We start from the raw sequence: 21360 nt of genomic DNA on the forward strand, positions 1-21360 counted from the left end.
CGGACAAACCCGTTGACATCCCTCGCGGGCGGCTCCATAGTCATGCCACTAGCGCGCGCTAATACAGCGCGCTAGTGATCGGGCCCCAGCTCCGCCCACCCACCCTGACCAGCACAGCGAGGTGCGAGGGACATGCACAGACACCACCGAGCCGCCACTTTGACCGCGACCGCCCTGGCCGGCGTCCTGTTCGCCGCGGGCTGTTCCAGCAGCTCGGGCGGCAAGAAGTCCGAGGAAGGCGCCGCCGACGCCTCCGCGGGCAAGGCCACCACCCCCCGCATGACCGTCGCCATGGTCACCCACGCCTCCCCCGGCGACACCTTCTGGGACCTCATCCGCAAGGGCGCCCAGGCCGCCGCCGCCAAGGACAACGTCAAACTCGTCTACTCCAGCGACCCCAGCGCCGGCAACCAGGCCAACCTCGTCCAGAACGCCATCGACCAGAAAGTCGACGGCATCGCCCTCACCGCCGCCAAACCCGAAGCCATGAAAGACGTCGTCGCCAAGGCCACCGCCGCCGGCATCCCCGTCGTCGGCTTCAACTCCGGCGTCGACGACTGGAAGAAGCTCGGCATGCTCGAATACTTCGGCCAGGACGAGAACATCGCCGGCCAGGCCTTCGGCGAACGCCTCAACACCCTCGGCGCCAAACACGCCCTCTGCGTCATCCAGGAACAAGGCCAGGTCGCCCTCGAAGCCCGCTGCGCCGGCCTGAAGAAGGGCTTCACCGGCAAGACCGACATCCTCTACGTCAACGGCACCGACATGCCCTCCGTGAAGTCCACCATCACCGCCAAGCTCAAGGCCGACTCCTCCATCGACCAGGTCGTCACCCTCGGCGCCCCCATCGCCCTCACCGCCGTGCAGTCCCTCGCCGACGCCGGCACCAAGGCCAAGGTCGCCACCTTCGACCTCAACAAGGACCTCGTCAAGGCCGTCCAGAACGGCACCGTCGAGTTCGCCGTCGACCAACAGCCCTACCTCCAGGGCTACCTCGCCGTCGACGCCCTCTGGCTCTACAGGACCAACGGCAACTTCAGCGGAGGCGGCACCGCACCCGTCCTCACCGGCCCCGCCTTCATCACCAAGGACAACGCCGACGCCGTCGCCGAGTTCGCCGCGAAGGGCACGCGCTGACCGGGAGCGCAGCGGAGTGACCGGCCGGCAGCGCACCCGCGCTGCCGGCCCGCGCCCATGCCCTCAGGCCGCGCCCTCCGGCGGCGGGCCGCTGGAGGCCCGCACCACCAGTTTCGGCTCCAACACCGCTTCCCGCGGCGCCAGCTCGGGGTTCTCCAGCCGCTCCACCGCGAACCGCACCGCGTGTTCCGCGAGGAGCACCGCGTCCTGACGGACGGTGGTCAGCCCGATCGGCATCAGATGGGAGAGGTGGCTGTCGTCGTAGCCGACGACGGACAGGTCGCGCGGGACCTCCACGCCGACCCGCGTCAGGGCCATCAACAGGCCCATGGCGCTGCGGTCGTTGGACGCCAGGACGGCGGTCGGCAGCGGCTGCCCCCGGTCGCGTTCGTCCAGCAGCAGTCGTCCCGTCTCGATCCCGGACTGCTCCGTGTGGTCGCCGGGGATCACCCGCGCCTCGGCCTCCAGCCCGTGCCGGCGCATCGCCGCCCGGTAGGCGCGCCGCCGCTCGGCCGAGCCGGGGCCGCGCCCGCCGTCGATGTGCACGATCCGATGGTGACCGAGCTCCACGAGGTGGTCCATGGCCTGCCGTACGCCCTTGCCCTCGGCCGAGTGCACGAAGTCCACGGGGGCGCCGGTGGCGCGCCGGCCGACCGAGACGGCCGCCGTCCGGTGCGCGAGTTCGTCGAGATAGGGGGTTTCGGCGTCGGAGGCCAGCAGGATCAGCGCCTCGCAGCGGTGACTGAGCAGGGCCTCGACCGCCTTGGCCTCGCTGCGGCCCTCGGCGGCCGCGGAGAGCAGGACGTCGTAGCCGAGGCGCTCGGCCTCGGGGTAGATGCCCGCGATGAGGTCCGTGTGGAAGATCTGGTGCACCGTGAACATGACCCCCAGGGTGCGGCTGCGGCCGCGGGCCAGCAGCCGGGCCGCGCTGTCGGGGCTGTAGCCGATCTCGTCGGCGACCCGCAGCACCCGCTGCCGGGTCTCCTCGCTCGCTCCCGGCTGGTCGCGGAACACGATCGAGACGAGCGCCCGGGAGACGCCCGCCTTCGCGGCGACGTCCGCCATCGTGGGCCGCTGCTTGCCCGATGCACCCACCTGAGAACCCCACCCTCCGACGCCGAATCCGCCTTCCGACGCCGTCACCCTAACGGCGCTCTCGAAATCTCCCGGCAACAGGCTATTGACATGACATTTGGACAGGGGTCATCGTACTCGCACTAGAGCGCGCTAGTAGAGCGCGACACTTTCCTGGCCCCTGTCCCTCCCCGCAAAAGGACACGTCATGGCAACGGCGCCAACCCCGCTCCGCACCACCGTCGGCAACCTGTGCCTGGGCTCCGCCCCCGACTCCTGGGGCGTCTGGTTCCCCGAGGACGAACACCAGGTGTCGCACACCCGCTTCCTCGACGAGCTGGCCGAGGCCGGCTACCGGTGGCTGGAGCTGGGCCCGTACGGCTACCTCCCGACCGACCCGCAGCGGCTGAAGGAGGAGCTCGACTCCCGCGGCCTGCAGGTCTCCGGCGGCACCGCCTTCGGCGCGCTGCACCGGCCCGAGGCCTGGGCGGAGATGCTCGCCCACGTCCGCCAGGTAGCCGCGCTGACCGCGGCCGCGGGCGCGCACCACCTGGTGCTGATCCCGCCGATGTACCGGGACGAGAAGACCGGCGCGTTCACCGAGCCGCCCGAGCTGACCGCCGAGCAGTGGGCCGGCTTCGGCCGCAGCGCCGACCGGCTCGGCAAGCTGCTCCTGGACGAGTACGACGTCCGTCTCGTCGTCCACCCGCACGCCGACAGCCACATCCAGACCCAGCCCGAGATCGAGCGACTGCTCAACGAGTCGGACTCCCGCTACACCAACCTCTGCCTGGACACCGGACACGTCGCCTACGGCGGCGGCGACAACCTCGACCTGATCCGCCGCTTCGGCGAACGCGTCGGCTATGTCCACATCAAGCAGATGGACCCCGCCGTGCTGGCCCAGGTCGCCGCCGAGGACCTCTCCTTCGGCGAGGCCGTCAAGCGCGGGGTCTGCGTCTCCCCGCCCGCAGGCGTGCCGAACCCCGCCGACGTCGTGGCCGAACTCGCCAAGCTGGACGCCGAGCTGTTCGTGATCGTCGAGCAGGACCTCTACCCCTGCGCCCCCGAGGTGCCCTTGCCCATCGCCGTACGCACCCGCGAGCACCTCGCCGGCTGCGGACTCACGGGTACCCGCCGCCCGATCCTCGACCAGTAGGAGGCGGCGTGGACGTCAGGAACAACGCGCTCAAGACCCGCAGCTCCACTCCCACGGCCGGCGACGCACCCCCGGCGGTCTCCCGCCGGCTGCGGCTGATCACCGTCATCGCCACGTTCGGCGGGCTTCTCTTCGGCTACGACACCGGCGTCATCAACGGCGCCCTGCCCTATATGACCGACGACCTCGGTCTGACCCCCTTCACCGAGGGCATGGTCACCAGCTCGCTGCTGCTGGGCGCGGCCCTGGGAGCGGTCACCGGCGGCCGGCTGTCGGACGCGCGAGGACGGCGCCGTACGATCCTCGTCCTCGCCGTGGTGTTCTTCGTCGGCGCGCTCGGCTGCACGCTCGCGCCGAACACCGCCGTCATGGTCGTGGCCCGGTTCGTGCTCGGGCTCGCGGTCGGCGGGGCGTCGGTGACCGTGCCCGTCTATCTCGCCGAGATCTCCCCCGCCGAACGGCGCGGCGCGCTGGTCACCCGCAACGAACTCATGATCGTCAGCGGTCAGTTGCTGGCCTTCACCTCGAACGCGGTCATCGCCCGGATCGGCGGCGAGTCCGGCGGAGTGTGGCGCTGGATGCTCGTCCTGGCCACCGTCCCGGCCGTCGCGCTCTGGTTCGGCATGCTGGTGATGCCGGAGAGCCCGCGCTGGCTGGCCTCGCAGACCCGCTTCGGCGAGGCGCTCCAGGTGCTCAGGCAGGTGCGGTCCCAGCAGCGCGCGGAAGCCGAGCTCGCCGAGGTCTCCGCGCTCGCCGTCAAGGAGGACCAGGAGCGGCTCGGCGGCTGGCAGGACATGAAGGCCACGCCGTGGCTGCGCAAGCTGATGTTCGTCGGCTTCGGCATCGCGATCGTGCAGCAGATCACCGGCGTCAACACGATCATGTACTACGGCACCCAGATCCTCACCGACGCCGGCTTCGCCTCCGACAGCGCGCTGACCGCGAACATCGCCAACGGCGTCATCTCGGTGCTGGCCACCTTCGTCGGCATCTGGCTGCTCGGCCGGGTGGACCGCCGCCCGATGCTGATGACCGGTCAGCTGGGCACCACGGCCGCCCTGTTGCTCATCGGCGTCTTCTCCCTGACGCTGCCCTCGGGCGACGGCCGGGCGTACGCGGTGCTCGCGATGACCGTCACCTTCCTCGCCTTCCAGCAGGGCGCGATCTCGCCGGTGACCTGGCTGATGCTGTCGGAGATCTTCCCCATGCGGATGCGCGGCTTCGGCATGGGCGTCGCGGCGGTGGTGCTGTGGCTGACCAACTTCACGATCGGCCTGGTCTTCCCGTCCCTGGTCGACGGGATCGGCGTCTCCAACACCTTCTTCCTCTTCGTGGCGGCGGGCGTCTTCTCCCTCGCCTTCGTGAAGCGCTACGTCCCCGAGACCAGGGGCCGCACCCTCGAAACCCTCGAAGCCGAACTCCGCTCGCGCTTCTCCTGACCTCCCCTGTTCTCGGCAGTTCCCGAAAGGACCACCATCCATGACCGTACGTGTAGGCGTCATCGGCGCCGGCTGGATCGGCAAGGAGCACATCCGGCGTCTCACCGACGTCGTCACGGGCGCCCGGGTCACCGCGGTCACCGACCTCGACGCCGCCCGCGCCGAGGAGGCGGCGGCGCCGGTCGGCGCCCGGGTCCTGCCCGACGGCGCGGCCGTGATCGCGGCGGACGACGTGGACGCCGTGCTCGTCACCTCCTGGGGCCCCACCCACGCCGAGCACGTGCTGGGCGCGATAGCCGCCGGAAAGCCGGTGTTCTGCGAGAAGCCCCTCGCGACGACCGCCGAGGACTGCCTGAAGATCGTCGAGGCCGAGACGGCGCACGGCCGCCGCCTGGTCCAGGTCGGCTTCATGCGCCGCTACGACACCGGCTACCGGCAGATGAAGCAGGTCATCGACTCGGGCCGGATCGGCGAGCCGCTCATCGTGCACTGCGCCCACCGCAACCCGACCGTGCCCGAGTCCTACACGTCCGCCATGGCCGCCCTGGACACGGCCGTCCACGAGGTCGACGTGCTGCGCTGGCTGCTGGACGACGAGATCGTCTCCACCCAGGTCGTCACCCCGCGCGCGACCGGCAAACGGCATCCGCACCTCAAGGACCCGCAGATCATGCTCTTCGAGACGGCCAAGGGCGTCCGCATCGACCTGGAGGTCTTCGTCAACTGCCAGTACGGCTACGACATCCAGTGCGAGACGGTCGGCGAGGACGGCCTCGTCCGGCTGCCCGACCCCGCGTCGGTCGGCGTGCGCAGCGCCGGGCAGCACAGCACGGAGGTCCTCACGGACTGGGTGGGGCGGTTCGCCGACGCCTTCGACACCGAGTTCCGGGAGTGGATCGCGTGCGTCGCCGCCGGCGCCGAGCCCACCGGCCCCTCGGCGTGGGACGGCTACGCCGCCACCGTCATCACCGGCGCCACCGTCGAAGCCCTCGAGTCGGGCCGCGTCGTCGGCACCGACCTCAAGCCCCGCCCCGCGTTCTACGGAGGTGCCGCGTGAAGATCGCCCTCGACCCGTACATGTTCCGCGCCCTGCCCATCGACGCCATGGTGCGCACCGTCGCCGAACTCGGCTACCAGTACATCGAGCTCTCGCCGCGCGAGGACTTCATGCCGTTCTTCCTGCACCCGCGCGCCGACGACGAGCGCGTCGCGGAGCTGAAGAACTCTCTGCGCACGCACGGGGTTCAGCTGTCCTCCGTGCTGCCGCTGTACAAGTGGTCCTCGCCCGACGAGACCGAACGGCAGGCGGCCGTCCGTTACTGGAAGCGGATGATCGAGATCACCTCGGATCTCGAATGCCCCCTGATGAACTCGGAGTTCAACGGCCGTCCCGAACAGGCCGCCGCGAGCGAGGCCGCGTTCTGGCGGTCGCTGGAGGAGCTGCTGCCCCTCTTCGAGCGCGAGGGCATCGCCCTCAACCTGGAGGCCCACCCGGACGACTTCTGCGAGGAGAACGCCCCGGCCGTCGACCTGGTCCGCGCGATCAACAAGCCCTGGGTGAACTACCTCTACTGCGCACCCCACTCCTTCCACCTCTCCGGCGCCGACCCCACCGCCGACGTCGCCGCGATGATGCGTCACGCCGGCGACAAGCTCCAGCACGTCCACATCGCCGACTCCTTCAACCACAAGGGCTCCAGCGGGCTGCGCTACATCCTCAACCCGCCCGGCACCCCCGCCCGCATCCACCAGCACCTCGACATCGGCCAGGGCGAGGTCGACTGGGACGCCTTCTTCGGCGCCCTGCGCGAGCTGGACTTCGACGGCGTCGCCACCGCCTGTGTCTTCGCCTGGGAAGAACGCGCCCACGAGTCGTCGGCCTTCATGCTCGACCGCATCACCAAGGAGCTCACCGCCTGAGTCACCCGCACGTCCCCGGGTCCGCCGTGCCGCACCGCCGCACGGCGGACCCTGTGGTGCCGGGGCGGGGTCGGGCGTCAACTCCCGGGCCCACGAGCACAAGTGGAGGCCATCCACGGCGTGGATGACACGGATACGGGATTCGGATCGTGCGGAGGATGGCGACCGGGCGTGGCACGACCCATAGTCGTCCTACCCGCTCGCCGCTGCCCGGACCAGCCGCCGGCATGCGGCCGTCCGCCACATGCCTTCCTCCGCATACCGTGCGCCGCATCCGTGCACCGCATACCGTGCGCCGCAGCGCCGAACGCGCCCGGGAAGGCATGCCCGCTCCCCTGCACCGTCCCTGGAGTCGCCATGCCCGGTTCCGCCGTTCCGTCGCCCTCTCCCACCACGGTCGACGAGGCCGCCCCGACCCCCGTCGCCGTCTCGGGCCCGGCCCATCTGCTGCGGGTGACCCTGCTGATGGCGGGCAGCTGTCTGCCGATCCTGGGGGCGGTGCTGATCGCCCCCGTGCTGCCGAAGATGCAGGACCACTTCGCGTCCGTCCCGGGGGCCAAGGCGCTGGTGCCGCTCGCGCTGACCGTTCCCGCGCTGGCGCTGGCGCTCCTCGCGCCGTTCGCCGGCGTGCTCGTGGACCGGCTGGGCCGCAGACGCCTGCTGATCACGGCGACCCTCCTGTACGCCGTGTTCGGCACCGCCCCGCTCTGGCTGGACTCGCTGGGCGCGATCATCGCCGTCCGCGCCCTGGTCGGGGTCACCGAGGCCGCCATCATGACGTGCTGCACCACTTTGATCGGCGACTACTACAGCGGGCGGCGACGGGTGAAGTACCTCGCCCTGCAGACCATGTGCGCCTCCGCGTCGGCCACCGTCTTCTTCGTGCTCGGCGGCGCCGCCGGATCGGCGGGCTGGCGCGTGCCGTTCTGGGTGTACGCCGTCAGCCTGGTACTGGCCCCGCTGATGGCCACCGCCCTGCCCGACGTGGCGCCCCGCGCCGCCGCGAAGGAGGTCCGAACCGTGCACCGGGCTTTCGCCTGGCGGCAGTTGGCGGGCATCTGTGCGCTCACCTTCTTCGGGGCCATGGTCTTCTACACCGTGCCGGTGGAGATGTCGTACCTGCTCGACGACCTCGGCGTGGAGAACTCCGGGGTGATCGGTCTGGCCACCGCGATCGCCAGTGCGGCCACCGTGGGCGGCGCGGTCGTCTTCGCCCGGCTGGGACGCTCCCCCGACCCGATGCTGCCCGCCGTGCTCGCGCTCTGCGCGGCCGGCTTCGGGGTGATGTCCTTCGCGGGCGACGCGCCGCTGCTGGTCGTCGGGGCGGTCGTCAACTGTGTGGGTACGGGGATGCTGTTGCCGGCGCTGCTGACCAGCGCCATGTCCCGGCTGGCCTTCGAGGACCGGGGCCGGGGGACGGGGTTGTGGACGGCGGCCTTCTTCGGCGGTGAGTTCATCTGCCCGTTGGTGCTGCTCGCCGGGGAGTCGGCGGTGGGCGGCCTCGCGGGTGCGGTGGGTCTGCTGGGTCTGGCGGCCGCCCTCGTCGCGGCGGGCCTGGTGGCGGCCCGCCGCCGCGCGCGCCGCGCGGGAGCAGCCGGCCCCCGGCCGCTCCCGGAGCCACCTGCCTGACCGGCCTGACCGGCGCTCTCGCGGCCAGGAACAGCCACGGCGCGTGCCCGGCGGAGCCGCATGCCGACACGGGCCCGCGCCCCTTCAGCGCGTTGCCCGGCGGCGCCCCTTCAGTGCGTTGCCGGGCCGTTGCTCACCAGCGTCGCCCCCACCTCCGCCGCCCGCCGCCGTAGCCAGATGTGGCCCGCGTCCTGGGCGTGCAGGGGGTGCCACCACATCGCCTCCTGTACCGGTACCGCCTCGAAGGGGCAGGGCAGGACGCGTACCGCGGCGGAGCGGACCGCCCCGCGGGCCAGGCGCTCCTGGATCATCGCGACCCGGCGGGTGCCCTCGACCATGTGGGGCAGCAGCTGGAAGGTCTGGACGGAGACCTCCACCCGGGGGCTGATGCCGAGCATGCTGAGCTGGCGGGCGGTCGGCGCGTCGTAGGGACGCTGGTAGACGGCCCAGGGCAGCCGGGCCAGCTGGTCGAGGGTGAGCGCGTCACCCACCTCGGGGTGGTCGTCGGCGATCATGCACAGCCAGCGGTCCCGGAAGAGGTCGACGGCGGGGAAGCCGTCGATGACGCCGTGCGGCATCAGCAGTCCGTCGACGGTGCTCAGCAGGACGGCGGTGTTCTCCTCGACGGCGGGCGCCGGGTGCCGGAAGGTGAGCCGGATGCCGGGGGCGTCCTCGTGCAGGGCGCGGGAGAGCGCGGCGCCGAACACGGCCGCGCCGTAGTCGGAGGCGAGCAGGGTGAACTCGCGCGCCTCGGCGGCCGGGTCGAAGTCGGCCTGGCTGGCGAAGACCCGCTCCAGCAGGTCGCACGCGGTGGCGCTGCGGTCCCGCAGGGCGACACCGAGCGGTGTCAGCTCGTAGCTGTTGCCCGTGCGGGCGAGCAGTTCGTCGTCGAAGTGGCGGCGCAGCCGGGACAGCGCCGCGCTCATGGCGGGCTGGCTCAGTCCGACGCGCTCGCCGGCCCGCGTGACGTTGCGCTCCTCCAGCAGCGCGCGCAGCGCGACGACCAGGTTGAGGTCGAGCCGGGACAGGTTCACCAAGCACCCTCCATCACCATGACTCACCATCCACGCCACAGATGGCAGCAATCCAAAAGATTGATTTCCGTGATTACTCGATCGAGCTCAGAGTAGACCGCAACCCAGCAGGAGGAAATCCGATGGCAACGATCACGCAACCTGCCGGCCCGTTCGCGCTCGGCACGTTCTGCGCTTCGGGCGGGAAGCCGTTCCCCGGCCTCCTGGTGCGGGACCGCGTCCTGGACCTGAGCAGCGCCCTGGACGGGGCCCCGACCGACATGCGAGCCGTGGTCGCGCGGTGGGAGAAGACCCTCCCGGTCCTGCACGCCCTCGCCGACGATCACGCCCTCGACTGGCGTCCGCTCGCGGGCCTGGAGGTGCACGCTCCGATCGAGCCGCGCCAGATCTTCCAGTCCGGCGCCAACTACCGGCAGCACGTGATCGACCTGGAGGTCGCCCACCGCTCCCCCGACGACCCCCGCACCGTGGAGGAGGCGCGCGCGGAGATCGCCGCGGTGATGGACCGCCGGGCCGCCGAGGACCTGCCGTACGTGTTCCTCGGCCTGCCCGGCACGATCGCCGGCCCGTACGACGACGTCGTCCTCCCCGACTGGGCCGCACAGCCGGACTGGGAGCTGGAGCTGGCGGCCGTGATCGCCGGGCCGGCGTACCGGGTGTCCGTCGAGGAGGCCCTGGAGCACGTCGCCGGGTACGCGATCGCCAACGATCTCACCGACCGCGCCACCGTCTTCCGCCGGGACATGAAGGCCATCGGCACCGACTGGCTGCGCAGCAAGAACGCCCCCGGCTTCACCCCGCTCGGCCCATGGCTCGTCCCCGCCGGGTCGATCGGCGACCCCGGCGACCTGCGGGTCACCCTGAAGCTGAACGGCGAGACCATGCAGGACGAGTCCACCGCGGACATGCTCTTCGGGGTCGCCCGTCTGGTGTCGTACATCTCGCAGACGGCTCGGCTCCTCCCGGGCGACCTGGTGTTGACCGGCAGTCCGGCCGGCAACGGCATCCACTGGGGGCGGCTGCTGCGGGACGGCGACGTCATGGAGGGGTCCATCACCGGTCTGGGCGTGCAGCGCACCCGGTGTGTGGCGGAGGGAGCGGCATGAGCCCGGACCGCCACGACCCGGAGGGCGCGATCGCCGAGGCCGCCGGGTCGTACTCCAACTGGGGGCGTTGGGGCGAGGACGACGTGCTCGGCACCCTCAACTTCCTCGACGCGGCCAAACGGCGTGCGGGCGCGGCCCTGGTGCGGCGCGGGGCGAGTTTCTCCCTCTCTCAGCGCTTCGACATGAACGGCCCGCAGAAAGGCTGGCGGCGGCGCACCAACCCGGTGCACACCATGCTCGACACCGGCACCGACGCCGCCCTCGGCAACCAGGGCTTCCCGCACGGCATCGGCGGCGCCGACGACGTGATCGCGATGCCGCTGCAGTGCTCCACGCAGTGGGACGGGCTCGGGCACATCTTCGACCACGGCAGGGCGTGGAACGGGCGGCCGGCGGAGCAGGTCGTCACCTCCGACGGCGATCTCGTCACCGGCATCGAGCACATGGCGCCGTACGTCGCCGGGCGCGGAGTGCTCCTCGACGTGGGTCGAGTCATCGGCACGGACGGCGAGTTGCCCGACGGTTTCGCCATCACCGCGGAGCAGCTGACCGCGACCGCCGAGGCGCACGGGGTGAGCGTCGGCCGCGGCGACCTCGTTCTCGTCCGCACCGGACAGCTGGCCCGCGTCCGGCGCGACGGCTGGGGCGACTACGCGGGCGGGCCCGCGCCGGGCCTGTCGTTCACCACCGCCGGCTGGCTGCACGGCGCCGAGATCGCCGCGATCGCCACCGACACCTGGGGCTTCGAGGTGCGGCCGAACGAGTTCGAGCACGCCTTCCAGCCCCTGCACCAGGTCGTCATCCCCCACCTGGGCCTGCTGATCGGCGAGATGTGGGACCTCGAAGCCCTCGCCGCGGACTGCGCGGCCGACGGCGTGTACGAGTTCTGGCTCACCGCGGCTCCCCTGCCCATCACCGGCGCCGTCGGCTCACCGGTCAACCCGATCGCCGTCAAGTGACCGGCGGAACAAAGGAGTTCCCCATGACCAGAGCACCGCGAAAAGTCCTCGTCGTCGGCGGAGGCGCCGCCGGCAACGCCGTGACGATCCTGCTGCGCCGCGCGGGTGTCACCGTGGACCTGATCGAGGCCAGGCCCGACTGGCACGCCGCCACCGGCTCCGGCATCACCCTCCAGGGCAACGCCCTGCGCGTCCTGCGCGAACTCGGCGTCTGGGAGCAGGTGGAGGCCTGCGGGTTCGCCTTCGGCTCGCTGGGCATGACCGCCCCGGACGGCACCGTCCTGCATGTCGTCGAGGACATCAGGACCGGCGGCCCCGACCTGCCCGCCACCGTCGGCATGCAGCGCCCGCGACTCCAGCAGATCCTCATCGAGGCGGTCCGCGCCTGCGGCCCCCGGATCCGCCTGGGAACCACCGTGGAGAGCCTGGACCAGGACGCCGACGGCGTCTCGGCGCGCTTCAGCGACGGCTCCCGCGGCCGCTACGACCTCGTGATCGCCGCCGACGGCCGCAACTCGGCGACCCGCGCCATGATCGGCATCGCCGACCGGCCCGAGCCCACCGGCATGGCCATCTGGCGGATCGCCGCCCCGCGCCCCGAAGGCCTGGAGCGCACGGACCTGACGCACGGCGGCCCGGCGTACATCGCGGGCTACTGCCCCACCAGCGCGACCACGATCTACGCCTATGTCGTCGAAGGGTGTCGCGCCCGCGCCTCGGTCCCCGCCGAGTCGTACGCGGACGAGATGCGGGCGCTCGCCGAGGGCTACGGCGGTTTCTGGCCCGAGATCGTGAAGCACATCGACGACCCGGCCAAGGTCAACTACACCTGGTTCGACCGGCACTTGGTGGAGGGCCCGTGGCACCGCGGCCGGGTGGTGCTCATCGGCGACGCCGCCCACTGCTGCCCGCCCACCCTCGCGCAGGGCGCGGCGATGTCCCTGGAGGACGCCTCCGTCCTGGCCGAGCTGCTCACCACCCGCGAGGACTGGGACGACCGGCTCCTGACCGACTACCACGCCCGGCGGCTGCCCCGGGTGCGCATGGTCGTCGACGCCTCCGTCCAGCTCGGTCGGTGGACCCTCGACGGGGTGCGCGACGCGGACGTGCCCGGGCTGGTGGGCCGCACCATGAACGCCCTCAAGGAGACCCCGTGACGGCGCCCACGGTGGATGTGCACGCCCACGTCCTGCTGCCGCAGGTCGAGGAGGCCGTCGCCGGTCGGGCCGGTCTCGCCGAGGCCCGCGCCCTCGACGCCCGCCGCAACGGGTCGGCCGCCCTGGCCGTCAACGGCCCCATGGTCGGTGCGCGGGCGCCCCGGCTGACGGACGTCGCCGTCCGCCTGGCCGCGATGGACGCCCAGGGCGTGGACGTCCAACTGGTCAGCCCGTCCCCGTCGCACTACCACTACTGGGCCGGGCCCCAACTGGCCGAGCGGATCTGCCGGTTGGCCAACGAGGGCGTCGCCGCCCACTGTGCGAAGGCCCCCGGCCGGCTGCACGGCCTCGGTCTTGTCCCGCTCCAGCACCCCGACCTCGCCGTGCCGCTGCTCGACCACGCGCTGGACGAGGGACTGCTGGGCGTGGAGATCTCCTCGCACGCCCCCGGCCGCGAGCTGTCGGATCCCGCGTACGAACCCCTGTGGTCGCGGGCGCGGGAGAGGGGCGCCCTGCTCTTCCTGCATCCCTTCGGCTGCACGCTCGACGAGCGCCTGGACCGGTGGTATCTGTCCAACACCGTCGGCCAGCCCACCGAGAACGCCGTCGCCCTCTCCCACCTGATCTTCTCGGGCGTCCTGGACCGCCATCCGGACCTGAGGCTGATCGCGGCGCACGGCGGCGGCTATCTGCCCACCCACCTCGGCCGGTCCGACCACGCCTGGCGGGTCCGCCCCGACGCCCAGGGCTGCTCACGGGAGCCGAGCAGCTATCTGCGGCAGCTGTACTTCGACTCCCTGGTCCACGACCCCCACGTGCTGCGGGAGCTGCTGCGGGCCGCGGGCCCGGAGCGGGTCCTGCTCGGCTCCGACTTCCCCTTCGACATGGGCACGGACGACCCGCTGGGCGTGCTGCGCGCCGCGGGCCTGCCCGACGCCGACTTCCACGCCGTCCGGGGCGGCAACGCGGCCGCCCTCCTCCGGAAGGACTGACACCATGCGTCTGCTCACCCATCTGCGGCACGTCGACCTCGCCGTGCCCGACTACGACAGGCAGCTCGACTTCTATGCGGGCGTCTGGGGCCTGACCAAGGTCGCCGAGGACTCCGGCATCTCCTTCCTGGCGGCAGAGGGCAGCCCCGAGACGTACGTCATCCGGTTGCGCAAGGCCGAGGAGAAGCGCCTCGACCTCGTCTCCTACGGCACCGCGAGCGCCGCCGACGTGGACACGCTGGCCGAGCAACTCCTCGCCGACGGCGTGCAGTTGATCTCGCAGCCGGGCAAGGTGGACACGCCCGGCGGCGGCTACGGCTTCCGCTTCTTCGACGTCGACGGGCGCACGATCGAGGTCTCCGCCGACGTCGAGGTCCGCCGGCACCGCAGGATCGAGGAGAAGGAGTCGATCCCGGTCAAGCTGTCGCACGTCGTGCTCAACTCGCCGGACCTCGACAGGACCCGCGAGTGGTACGAGCGCCACCTCGGCTTCCGCCACTCCGACACGCTCAGCTCGCCGTACGTCGGCGACGTCATGCACTTCATGCGGATCAGCAACCAGCACCACTCCATGGCCATCGCCAAGGGCCCGCACACCTCGCTGCACCACGTCTCCTTCGAGATGCGCGGCCTGGACGAGTACATGCGCGGCTCCGGCCGGGTGATGCGGGCCGGATTCCAGAAGGTCTGGGGGCCGGGCCGGCACCTGGCGGGCGACAACACGTTCACGTACTTCCTCGACCCGCACGGCAACACCGTGGAGTACACCACCGAGCTCGAACTCCTCGACGAGGACACCTGGCACCCCCACGTCTACGACTTCTCCCGGCCCGAGGTCAGCGACCAGTGGGGCACCGCGAACCCGATGAACGAGCTCGTCGCCAAGGAGTCGTTCAACGACGTCGACCGCGGCGTGTTCGTCGCCCCGCCGGTCTGAGGGGCGCCCGCCATGCGCATCGCCGGTTATCTGCACGAGGGGCGCCGTCGCTACGGCGTCGTCCAGGACGACGCCGTACGCGCCCTGCCCGAGGGGAACGGACCGCTCGACGCCCTTGAGGTGTCCGCGACGGGCCCCGCGGTCCCGCTCTCCGAGGTGCGCCTGCTGGCGCCGCTGCGGCCGCCGACCATCCGGGACTTCGTCACCTTCGAGGAACACGTCGAGGGTGTACGGCGGTCCGTGGACGGGGCCGACGGTGTGCCGGAGCACTGGTACGCGGCCCCGACCTTCTACTTCACCAACCCCTACGCGGTATACGGCCCGTACGACGACATCCCCGTGCCGCCGGGTTCGGGCCTGCTCGACTTCGAGCTCGAAGTGGCCGCCGTGATCGGGAAGGAGGGCCGCGACCTCACTCCCGAGCAGGCCCGCGACCACATCGTCGGGTACACCGTCCTCAACGACTGGTCCGCCCGGGACCTGCAGTCCGCCGAGATGAGGGTGGGGCTCGGCCCCTGCAAGGGGAAGGACACCGCCACCACTCTGGGCCCCTTCCTGGTCACGGCCGACGAGTTGGAGCCGTACCGTGACCGCGACGGGTTCCTGCGGCTGGCGCTGACCGCCTCGGTGAACGGCGAGGTGGTGGGCGAGGACCTGCTGTCCAACATGAGCTGGACCTTCGAGGAGATGGTCGCCTACGCCTCGCGCGGCACCGTCGTCCGCCCGGGCGACGTCCTCGGCTCGGGCACCTGCGGCAACGGCGGCTGTCTGGCGGAGCTCTGGGGTGTGCGAGGGCGGCGGGACCCGGCGCCGCTCGGGCCCGGCGACACGGTCACGCTCACGGTGGAGGGCATCGGCACCGTCTCCAACACCGTGGTGCGGGGCGCCGATCCGGTGCCGGTGGCGGCCGCCCGGCGGCGCTCCCGGGAGCGGCCGTGAGCAGGCTCGACCGCAGGGTGGTGGTCGTCACCGGGGCCGCCCGCGGGCAGGGCGCGGCGGAGGCCGACGCCCTGCGCCGGGCGGGCGCCCATGTCATCGCCACGGACGTCGACCCGGCGGCGGGCGACTGTCGTCGTCTCGACGTCACCGCTGCGGACGACTGGGCCCGACTCGCCGCGGAGCTGCGGGAGTCGTACGGCGCCGTGCACGGCCTGGTCAACAACGCGGGCGTCACCTGGCGCGCGCGGGTCGGCGAGGTGCGGCCCGAGGACATGGCGCGGGTCCACGCGGTCAACGTCATCGGTCCGCTCCTGGGCATCCAGCACCTCGCACCGCTCATGCCGCCGGGCTCGTCGATCGTCAACGTCGGTTCGACGGCCGCGCTCACCGGCCACTATCCGGTGGCGTACACGTCCAGCAAGTGGGCCCTGCGGGGCCTGTCGAAGGCGGCGGCGACCGAGCTGGGCCCGCGCGGCATCCGAGTGAACAGCGTCCACCCCGGGTTCATCGAGACCGACATGACCGCCTCCGCCGCGCCCGTCTTCCGGGAGGCGAACATCCGCGAGACCCCGCTGGGCCGCACCGGGACCGTCGACGAGGTCGCCCCGCTCGTGGTGTTCCTGCTGTCCGAGGAGGCGTCCTTCATCACCGGCGCGGAGATCCCGGTGGACGGCGGTCTCACCGCGCACGGCGGCGTCAAGTCCGTCTCCGACGCGCTGGGCGGCGTTCGGCTCGCCTGAGGCGTCGCTCAGCGCGTCCAGTAGGCGAGGTTGCGGAAGCGGGCCTCGACGCGGCCCGAACCGTGGTCGTAGACGCCGTTCTTGAAATAACGGGTGGCGGGTCCCCGGTCGGCGACCGTCAGGACGAGGGAGTCGTCGAAGTAGACCTTGACGGTCCCGGTCCCGCTGCTCGCCTGGTGGGCGATCTTCACGTTGAACCAGGCGTCGTACGCGCCGGTCTTGAGCACCGTGCCGTCGTAGCGCCGCACGGTGCCGCCGCCGGTGTCGTAGACGTTGAGCATGATGTCGGTGGCCGGGGTGCCCGAGGGGTGGACGCTGCGCAGGATCTGCACGAAGGACGCGCCGTCGGTGCCGGACGGCAGGTAGACGTCGGCGTCCCACATGTGGTCGCCGGTCCGGTAGTCGACCTTCCAGCGCATCTCGGTGCGCGGGTCGGTGGTGCTGCCCTCCTCGAACGGCTCGTCGGTGGCGTTCACCCACATGCGGTGGACGCCGCCGCTGTAGCTGTGCCGGTCGGCGAGGTCGAGGTCCCAGGGTTTCTGCCAGCTGTACGTGAACGAGGTCCGCGTCCAGCCGTCGGTGGGATCGGCGGCCGGCGCCGCCATCGCGGTGGCGCCGCCGGCCAGCAGGCCGGCCCCGGCCCGTAAGACGGATCTCCGGTTCATGGGGTGTTCCTTTCCGAGGGGAAGAAAGTCAGGAACATTCCAGGTACATACCAGCAGGCAACCTCAATACATCGGAGCAGTCAAGGAGTTGAACCCTTGACATGTCCCTGAACCCCTACCTACGGTCCCCGATACACCCGATGTATTCCCTGCACTGATGGCCTGTCAGATCTGGAGGACGATGATGACCTCGCAGCCGGGGAAGCGCTTACCGGTGCCTCGCAGAGCCGTACTGGGCACCGCGCTCGGCGGAGCGGCGGTGACAGCCCTGCCGGGGACGGCCCACGCCGAGCCGGCCTCAGCAGGCGGCAAACGCCCCTGGAAGCTCCGCTCCGCCATGACTGCCGACGGCGCCTGGAGCAGGTTCCTGCGCGACCAGGACCTGCTGTGGACCAGACTGCCCACCCGCTGGTACGAGGGTCCGTTGCTCGGCGACGGGCTGCTCGGCAGCATGATCTACCAGGAACCGGGCGCCAACCAGATCCGCTTCACCGTCCAGCACGGCCGGGTCCAGGACCACCGGCCGGAGTTCGGCAGCGGCTGGGGCACCTGCCGGCTGCCGGTCGGACACCTCACGCTCGAGCCGGTCGGCGCCATCACCGCCGTCGACTGGCGGCTGAGCCTGTGGAACGCCGAACTCACCGGCACCGTGACCACCACCGCCGGCACCCTGACCCTCTCCGCCCTCATCCACGACGAGGTCCTGGCCGCCCGGGTCACGGCCGACGGCGGCGAGCGGGTCACCTGGACCTTCCACCCCGAGGAGGCCGTCAGCCCCCGGAAGATCCAGGAGGCCCCGCCCGTCGGCTACACCGCCAACCCGGCCTGGACCACCCGGACCGCCGCCGACGGCGCCGAGCAGGTGCTGCAGCCGCTCAGCGGCGGCGGGCAGACCGCCACCGCGTACCGCCGCACCGGCGACGACCTCCTCGTCAGCGTCGGGCACAGCTTCCCCTCCGGCACCGCCGCCGAGGCCGACTCGCTGCGCAACCTGCGGCGCGCCGCGTCGTACGGCGCCCTGCGGCGACGTCACACCAGCTGGTGGCACGCGTTCTACCCGAAGAGCTTCGTCTCGTTCCCCGACCGGCGGCTGCAGAGCTTCCACTGGATCCAGCTCTACAAGGTCGCCTCCGCCAGCCGCGCGGGCGGCCCCGTCATGGCCACCTCCGGCCCCTGGCTGGAGCCCACCCCGTGGCCCGCGGTGTGGTGGAACCTCAACGTCCAGCTGGAGTACTGGCTCATCCACGGCTCCAACCACCCCGAACTCGACTCGCTCGCCACCACCCTGCGGCAGAACCAGGAACAGCTGATCGCCAACGTGCCCGCCGCCTACCGCGCGGACAGCTCCGGCATCGGCCGCAGCTCCGACATGTTCGGCAACCGGGAGGTGGGCCGCCCGGGCGCCGGCGCCGAGACCGGCGACCTCACCTGGGCGCTGCACAACGTGTGGCTGTCCTACCGGCACTCCATGGACGAGTCCTTGCTGCGCGACACGATCCACCCGGTGCTGCGCCGGGCGATCGCCTACTACCTGCACTTCCTCACCCCGGGCAGCGACGGCAGGCTGCATCTGCCGAGCACGCTCTCGCCCGAGTACCCCGTCGTGCCCCCGCAGGACACCAACTACGACCTGGCGCTCATCCGCTGGGGCTGTCAGACCCTCATCGAGTCCGCCGAACTGCTGGGCGTCGACGACGAGTTGATCCCCCGCTGGCGGGACGTGCTGGCCAGGCTCACGCCGTACCCGGTCGACGACAACGGCTTCATGATCGGCGCCGAAACCCCGTACGCGCAGTCCCACCGGCACTACTCGCACCTGCTGATGGTGTACCCGCTGTACCTGGTCAACTGGGACCAGCCCGGCAGCCGCGACCTGATCACCAAGTCCGTCGTCCGCTGGCACGCGCTGACCGGCGCGCACCGCGGCTACAGCTACACCGGCGCGGCCTCCATCTACGCGATGACCGGCGACGGCGACACCGCGATCGGCTATCTGCGGAAGTTCTTCGACACCACCACCCGCTACCCCTGCCAGGCCAACACGCACTACACCGAGGCCGGTCCGGTCATCGAGACGCCGCTGTCCGCCTCGCAGTCCCTGCACGACATGTTCTGCCAGAGCTGGGGCGGCGTGATCCGCGTCTTCCCGGCCGTCCCGTCCGACTGGGCGGACGTCACCCTGCACGACTTCCGCACCCAGGGCGCCTTCCTGGTCAGCGCCGTCCGCAAGGCGGGCAAGACCCGGTTCATCCGGATCAGGAGCCTGGCCGGCGAGCCGCTCAAGCTCCGGCACGGCCTCACCGGCGCCCTCACCGTGCTCCTCGACGACGGCAGCCCGGCCCGCACCCACGCCCTGCCCGACGGCGCCCTCGCCATCGACCTGCCCAAGGGCCGCGAGGTGCTCGTCCACTCCGGCTCCCGACCCGACCTCGTCGTCGCGCCCGTCGCCGTGAGCGAACCGGGTCCGGCCTGGGGACTGCCGTAAGGACCGACGGACAGGCCGCACACTCCGCCCCACCTCATCGACAGGGAGGGTTCTCATGGCTGTTCCGATCAGAACCGCGGTCGCCGCGCTCTGCGCCGGACTGGTGGCCGCACTCCTCACGACCGGGCCCGCACGGGCCGAGCAGCAGGACCACGTCTGGGCCGTCTCCGCGGCCCCCCACGCACCCCGCGCGCGGATATCCCTCGACGACGCCACCGGCACGCTGAGCCTGTCGGTGTCCCGCGACGGCCGCACCGTCCTCGAGCCGTCGCCCGTCGGCATCGTCACCGAACAGGCCGACCTGTCCCAGGGTCTGCGCTTCCTGCACCGCAAGGACGGGCGGGTCGACGAGCGGTACCGGGCCCGGTCCGGCAAACGGCTGGACCGCAGCGTCCGGATGAACGAGACCCGGCTGTCGTTCGCCACCGCCGCCGGCGCCCGGCTCGACCTCGTCGTGCGCGCCTCCGCCGACGGCATCGCCTACCGGTACGTCCTGCCCGCCGGGTACGGCGACGTGCTCGGCGAGACCTCCGCGTTCAACCTGCCGTCGGACGCGAGCGCCTGGCTGAGCACCTACCGGGTCGACAACGAGGGCCAGTTCGCCCAGTACACCGCGGCGAGCGCCCCCACCAACGACTACTCCGACCAGGCGCTCTTCGCCACGCCCGGCGGCTACACCCTGCTCGCCGAGTCCGACCTCACCGGCGCCTACTCGGGCGCCCGGCTCGCTCACACCCAGGGCGCCGGCGGATACCGGATCCGGTTGGCCGACGAACGGGTCCGCGTCGACGGCCCCCTCGCCACACCCTGGCGGGCCATGGTCACCGGCGACCTCGCCACCGTCACCCGGTCCACGTTCACCGACGACCTCGCCCCCGCCTCCAAGGTCACGCACCCCTCCTGGATCCGGCCCGGCACCGTGCTGTGGACCTGGCTCGCCGGCGGCCGTCCGGCCGGTCAGAGCCTCGCGGCACAGAAGGCGTACGTCGACTACGCGGCCGAACGGGGCTGGCCCTACGAGGCCGTCGACTCGGGCTGGTACTTCAAGAAGGACGAGTGGGACGTCACCGATCCCGACTGGCCGGCCACCAGCTGGATGCCCGAACTCGTTCAGTACGCCCGCGCCAAGGGCGTCGGGATCGTCGTCTGGATCCACCAGCGCGACCTCGACACGCCCGAGGAACGCGCCCTGTGGCTGCCCACCCTGGAGCGATGGGGCGTCAAGGGCGTCAAGATCGACTTCATGAACTCCGAGGCTCAGTCCATGCTCCGGTGGTACGACACGATCCTCCCGGAGACGGCCGCCCACCACCTCATGGTCGACTTCCACGGCTCCACGATCCCCAAGGGCATCCAGCGCACCTGGCCGCAGGTGATGACCCTGGAGGGCGTAGGCGGCGAGGAGAAGCGCACCAACACCGCCTCCCACCTCACCACCCTGCCCTTCACCCGCAACGTCATCGGCTCCATGGACTTCACCCCCGGCGCCTTCCAGCGGGTCGGCCTGCGCCCCAACTCCGACGCGGCCGAGGTCGGGCTCGGCGTCGTCTACGAGTCGGGGCTGCAGATGTTCGCGGGCACCCCGGAGTCGTACGACGTCCGGCCGCTCGCCCGGGGCTTCTTCGACCAGGTCCCCGCCGCCTGGGACGACACCCGGCTGCTCGCCGGACAGCCGGGGCAGGAGGCCGTACTGGCCCGGCGCAGCGGCGACCGCTGGTTCCTCGGCGGGGTGTACGCGGGCACGGCCCACACCGCGCAGGTGCCGCTGTCCATCGGCTCCGGACGGTGGCTGGTGGAGACGGTCAGGGACGGCGCCGACGGCCTCGTGCAGGACCGTCAGGTGCTGCGCGGCGGCGACACGCTCGACGTCGACGTCGTGGGCAACGGCGGCTTCGCCGCCCTCGCCTGCCCCTGGCGGCCGGGCCTCACCACCTGCCACCGCTGAGCACCGCGCCCTTCCCGGGCGAACGGCTCGCCACGGCGGCCGT

At 71.7% G+C, this 21360-nt stretch carries 18 protein-coding genes; 15 read left to right on the top strand and 3 right to left on the bottom strand.

Translation table 11 applies throughout. The features are described 5' to 3' along the window. Nucleotides 1–132 precede the first annotated feature (132 nt). Nucleotides 133–1137: a sugar ABC transporter substrate-binding protein gene (locus ACIBAF_RS10145; protein WP_399462706.1), complete on the top strand. Its 1005-nt coding sequence runs from the start codon at nucleotides 133–135 to the stop codon at nucleotides 1135–1137. A gap of 63 nt (nucleotides 1138–1200) precedes the next feature. Here ACIBAF_RS10145 and ACIBAF_RS10150 read toward each other — a convergent pair whose 3' ends face one another. After that, nucleotides 1201–2202 carry a LacI family DNA-binding transcriptional regulator gene (locus ACIBAF_RS10150; protein WP_399462916.1) on the bottom strand — a complete coding sequence of 334 codons (1002 nt, stop codon included), beginning with the start codon at nucleotides 2200–2202 and terminating at the stop codon, nucleotides 1201–1203. A gap of 217 nt (nucleotides 2203–2419) precedes the next feature. Here ACIBAF_RS10150 and ACIBAF_RS10155 point away from each other — a divergent pair, with 217 nt between their 5' ends. The 5 genes from ACIBAF_RS10155 (at nucleotide 2420) to ACIBAF_RS10175 (ending at nucleotide 8358) form a co-directional block, all read left to right on the top strand. Further along, on the top strand, nucleotides 2420–3370 hold the full coding sequence (locus ACIBAF_RS10155) for a TIM barrel protein (RefSeq protein WP_399462707.1): 951 nt from the start codon (nucleotides 2420–2422) through the stop codon (nucleotides 3368–3370). Between the two features lie 8 nt (nucleotides 3371–3378). Then, complete coding sequence (locus ACIBAF_RS10160) at nucleotides 3379–4809, top strand: sugar porter family MFS transporter (protein WP_399462708.1); 1431 nt, start codon at nucleotides 3379–3381, stop codon at nucleotides 4807–4809. Between the two features lie 40 nt (nucleotides 4810–4849). Beyond that, nucleotides 4850–5866 carry a Gfo/Idh/MocA family oxidoreductase gene (locus tag ACIBAF_RS10165; RefSeq protein ID WP_399462709.1) on the top strand — a complete coding sequence of 339 codons (1017 nt, stop codon included), beginning with the start codon at nucleotides 4850–4852 and terminating at the stop codon, nucleotides 5864–5866. Beyond that, complete coding sequence (locus ACIBAF_RS10170; RefSeq protein WP_399462710.1) at nucleotides 5863–6729, top strand: sugar phosphate isomerase/epimerase family protein; 867 nt, start codon at nucleotides 5863–5865, stop codon at nucleotides 6727–6729. The genes ACIBAF_RS10165 and ACIBAF_RS10170 overlap by 4 nt, the downstream gene beginning before the upstream one ends. A gap of 357 nt (nucleotides 6730–7086) precedes the next feature. Next, nucleotides 7087–8358 carry an MFS transporter gene (locus ACIBAF_RS10175; protein ID WP_399462711.1) on the top strand — a complete coding sequence of 424 codons (1272 nt, stop codon included), beginning with the start codon at nucleotides 7087–7089 and terminating at the stop codon, nucleotides 8356–8358. 110 nt (nucleotides 8359–8468) lie between these two features. Here the strand turns inward: ACIBAF_RS10175 and ACIBAF_RS10180 are convergent, their stop codons facing one another. After that, nucleotides 8469–9392 (bottom strand): LysR family transcriptional regulator, encoded by a 924-nt coding sequence (locus tag ACIBAF_RS10180; RefSeq protein WP_399462917.1) that lies wholly within the window; start codon nucleotides 9390–9392, stop codon nucleotides 8469–8471. Between the two features lie 122 nt (nucleotides 9393–9514). Here ACIBAF_RS10180 and ACIBAF_RS10185 point away from each other — a divergent pair, with 122 nt between their 5' ends. Genes ACIBAF_RS10185 through ACIBAF_RS10215 form a run of 7 tightly spaced genes read left to right on the top strand, consistent with a single transcriptional unit; the run spans nucleotide 9515 to nucleotide 16222 of the window. Next, complete coding sequence (locus ACIBAF_RS10185) at nucleotides 9515–10498, top strand: fumarylacetoacetate hydrolase family protein (RefSeq protein WP_399462713.1); 984 nt, start codon at nucleotides 9515–9517, stop codon at nucleotides 10496–10498. Next, nucleotides 10495–11457 (top strand): cyclase family protein, encoded by a 963-nt coding sequence (locus tag ACIBAF_RS10190; protein WP_399462714.1) that lies wholly within the window; start codon nucleotides 10495–10497, stop codon nucleotides 11455–11457. The genes ACIBAF_RS10185 and ACIBAF_RS10190 overlap by 4 nt, the downstream gene beginning before the upstream one ends. A 23-nt stretch (nucleotides 11458–11480) precedes the next feature. Next, nucleotides 11481–12614 carry an FAD-dependent oxidoreductase gene (locus ACIBAF_RS10195; protein WP_399462716.1) on the top strand — a complete coding sequence of 378 codons (1134 nt, stop codon included), beginning with the start codon at nucleotides 11481–11483 and terminating at the stop codon, nucleotides 12612–12614. Beyond that, on the top strand, nucleotides 12611–13606 hold the full coding sequence (locus ACIBAF_RS10200; RefSeq protein ID WP_399462717.1) for an amidohydrolase family protein: 996 nt from the start codon (nucleotides 12611–12613) through the stop codon (nucleotides 13604–13606). The genes ACIBAF_RS10195 and ACIBAF_RS10200 overlap by 4 nt, the downstream gene beginning before the upstream one ends. A gap of 4 nt (nucleotides 13607–13610) precedes the next feature. Continuing rightward, nucleotides 13611–14543: a VOC family protein gene (locus ACIBAF_RS10205; RefSeq protein ID WP_399462718.1), complete on the top strand. Its 933-nt coding sequence runs from the start codon at nucleotides 13611–13613 to the stop codon at nucleotides 14541–14543. A gap of 12 nt (nucleotides 14544–14555) precedes the next feature. Then, entirely contained in the window at nucleotides 14556–15482 is a 927-nt protein-coding gene (locus ACIBAF_RS10210; protein ID WP_399462719.1) for a fumarylacetoacetate hydrolase family protein, read from the top strand. After that, nucleotides 15479–16222 carry an SDR family NAD(P)-dependent oxidoreductase gene (locus ACIBAF_RS10215; protein ID WP_399462721.1) on the top strand — a complete coding sequence of 248 codons (744 nt, stop codon included), beginning with the start codon at nucleotides 15479–15481 and terminating at the stop codon, nucleotides 16220–16222. The genes ACIBAF_RS10210 and ACIBAF_RS10215 overlap by 4 nt, the downstream gene beginning before the upstream one ends. Before the next feature lie 8 nt (nucleotides 16223–16230). On the opposite strand, the gene ACIBAF_RS10220 is transcribed toward ACIBAF_RS10215, so the two are convergent. Next, entirely contained in the window at nucleotides 16231–16887 is a 657-nt protein-coding gene (locus ACIBAF_RS10220) for a cinnamyl alcohol dehydrogenase (RefSeq protein WP_399462722.1), read from the bottom strand. Between the two features lie 184 nt (nucleotides 16888–17071). Here ACIBAF_RS10220 and ACIBAF_RS10225 point away from each other — a divergent pair, with 184 nt between their 5' ends. Next, a complete protein-coding gene (locus tag ACIBAF_RS10225; RefSeq protein WP_399462918.1) occupies nucleotides 17072–19372 on the top strand; it encodes a glycosyl hydrolase family 95 catalytic domain-containing protein in 2301 nt (766 codons plus the stop codon). A gap of 55 nt (nucleotides 19373–19427) precedes the next feature. Continuing rightward, a complete protein-coding gene (locus tag ACIBAF_RS10230; RefSeq protein WP_399462723.1) occupies nucleotides 19428–21317 on the top strand; it encodes a glycoside hydrolase family 97 catalytic domain-containing protein in 1890 nt (629 codons plus the stop codon). The last annotated feature ends 43 nt before the right edge of the window (nucleotides 21318–21360 follow it).

Origin of the sequence: Streptomyces sp. NPDC051677 (assembly GCF_044453465.1) — a bacterium.
In the GTDB taxonomy this organism is placed as follows: Bacteria; Actinomycetota; Actinomycetes; order Streptomycetales; family Streptomycetaceae; genus Streptomyces.

Excerpts from the sequence above, each read along its gene's own strand:
- ACIBAF_RS10145 (WP_399462706.1), top strand. The coding sequence starts at position 133 with ATGCACAGACACCACCGAGCCGCCACTTTGACCGCGACCGCCCTGGCC.
- ACIBAF_RS10150 (WP_399462916.1), bottom strand. The coding sequence starts at position 2,202 with ATGGCGGACGTCGCCGCGAAGGCGGGCGTCTCCCGGGCGCTCGTCTCG.
- ACIBAF_RS10155 (WP_399462707.1), top strand. The coding sequence starts at position 2,420 with ATGGCAACGGCGCCAACCCCGCTCCGCACCACCGTCGGCAACCTGTGC.
- ACIBAF_RS10165 (WP_399462709.1), top strand. The coding sequence starts at position 4,850 with ATGACCGTACGTGTAGGCGTCATCGGCGCCGGCTGGATCGGCAAGGAG.
- ACIBAF_RS10175 (WP_399462711.1), top strand. The coding sequence starts at position 7,087 with ATGCCCGGTTCCGCCGTTCCGTCGCCCTCTCCCACCACGGTCGACGAG.
- ACIBAF_RS10185 (WP_399462713.1), top strand. The coding sequence starts at position 9,515 with ATGGCAACGATCACGCAACCTGCCGGCCCGTTCGCGCTCGGCACGTTC.
- ACIBAF_RS10190 (WP_399462714.1), top strand. The coding sequence starts at position 10,495 with ATGAGCCCGGACCGCCACGACCCGGAGGGCGCGATCGCCGAGGCCGCC.
- ACIBAF_RS10195 (WP_399462716.1), top strand. The coding sequence starts at position 11,481 with ATGACCAGAGCACCGCGAAAAGTCCTCGTCGTCGGCGGAGGCGCCGCC.
- ACIBAF_RS10205 (WP_399462718.1), top strand. The coding sequence starts at position 13,611 with ATGCGTCTGCTCACCCATCTGCGGCACGTCGACCTCGCCGTGCCCGAC.
- ACIBAF_RS10210 (WP_399462719.1), top strand. The coding sequence starts at position 14,556 with ATGCGCATCGCCGGTTATCTGCACGAGGGGCGCCGTCGCTACGGCGTC.
- ACIBAF_RS10220 (WP_399462722.1), bottom strand. The coding sequence starts at position 16,887 with ATGAACCGGAGATCCGTCTTACGGGCCGGGGCCGGCCTGCTGGCCGGC.
- ACIBAF_RS10225 (WP_399462918.1), top strand. The coding sequence starts at position 17,072 with ATGACCTCGCAGCCGGGGAAGCGCTTACCGGTGCCTCGCAGAGCCGTA.
- ACIBAF_RS10230 (WP_399462723.1), top strand. The coding sequence starts at position 19,428 with ATGGCTGTTCCGATCAGAACCGCGGTCGCCGCGCTCTGCGCCGGACTG.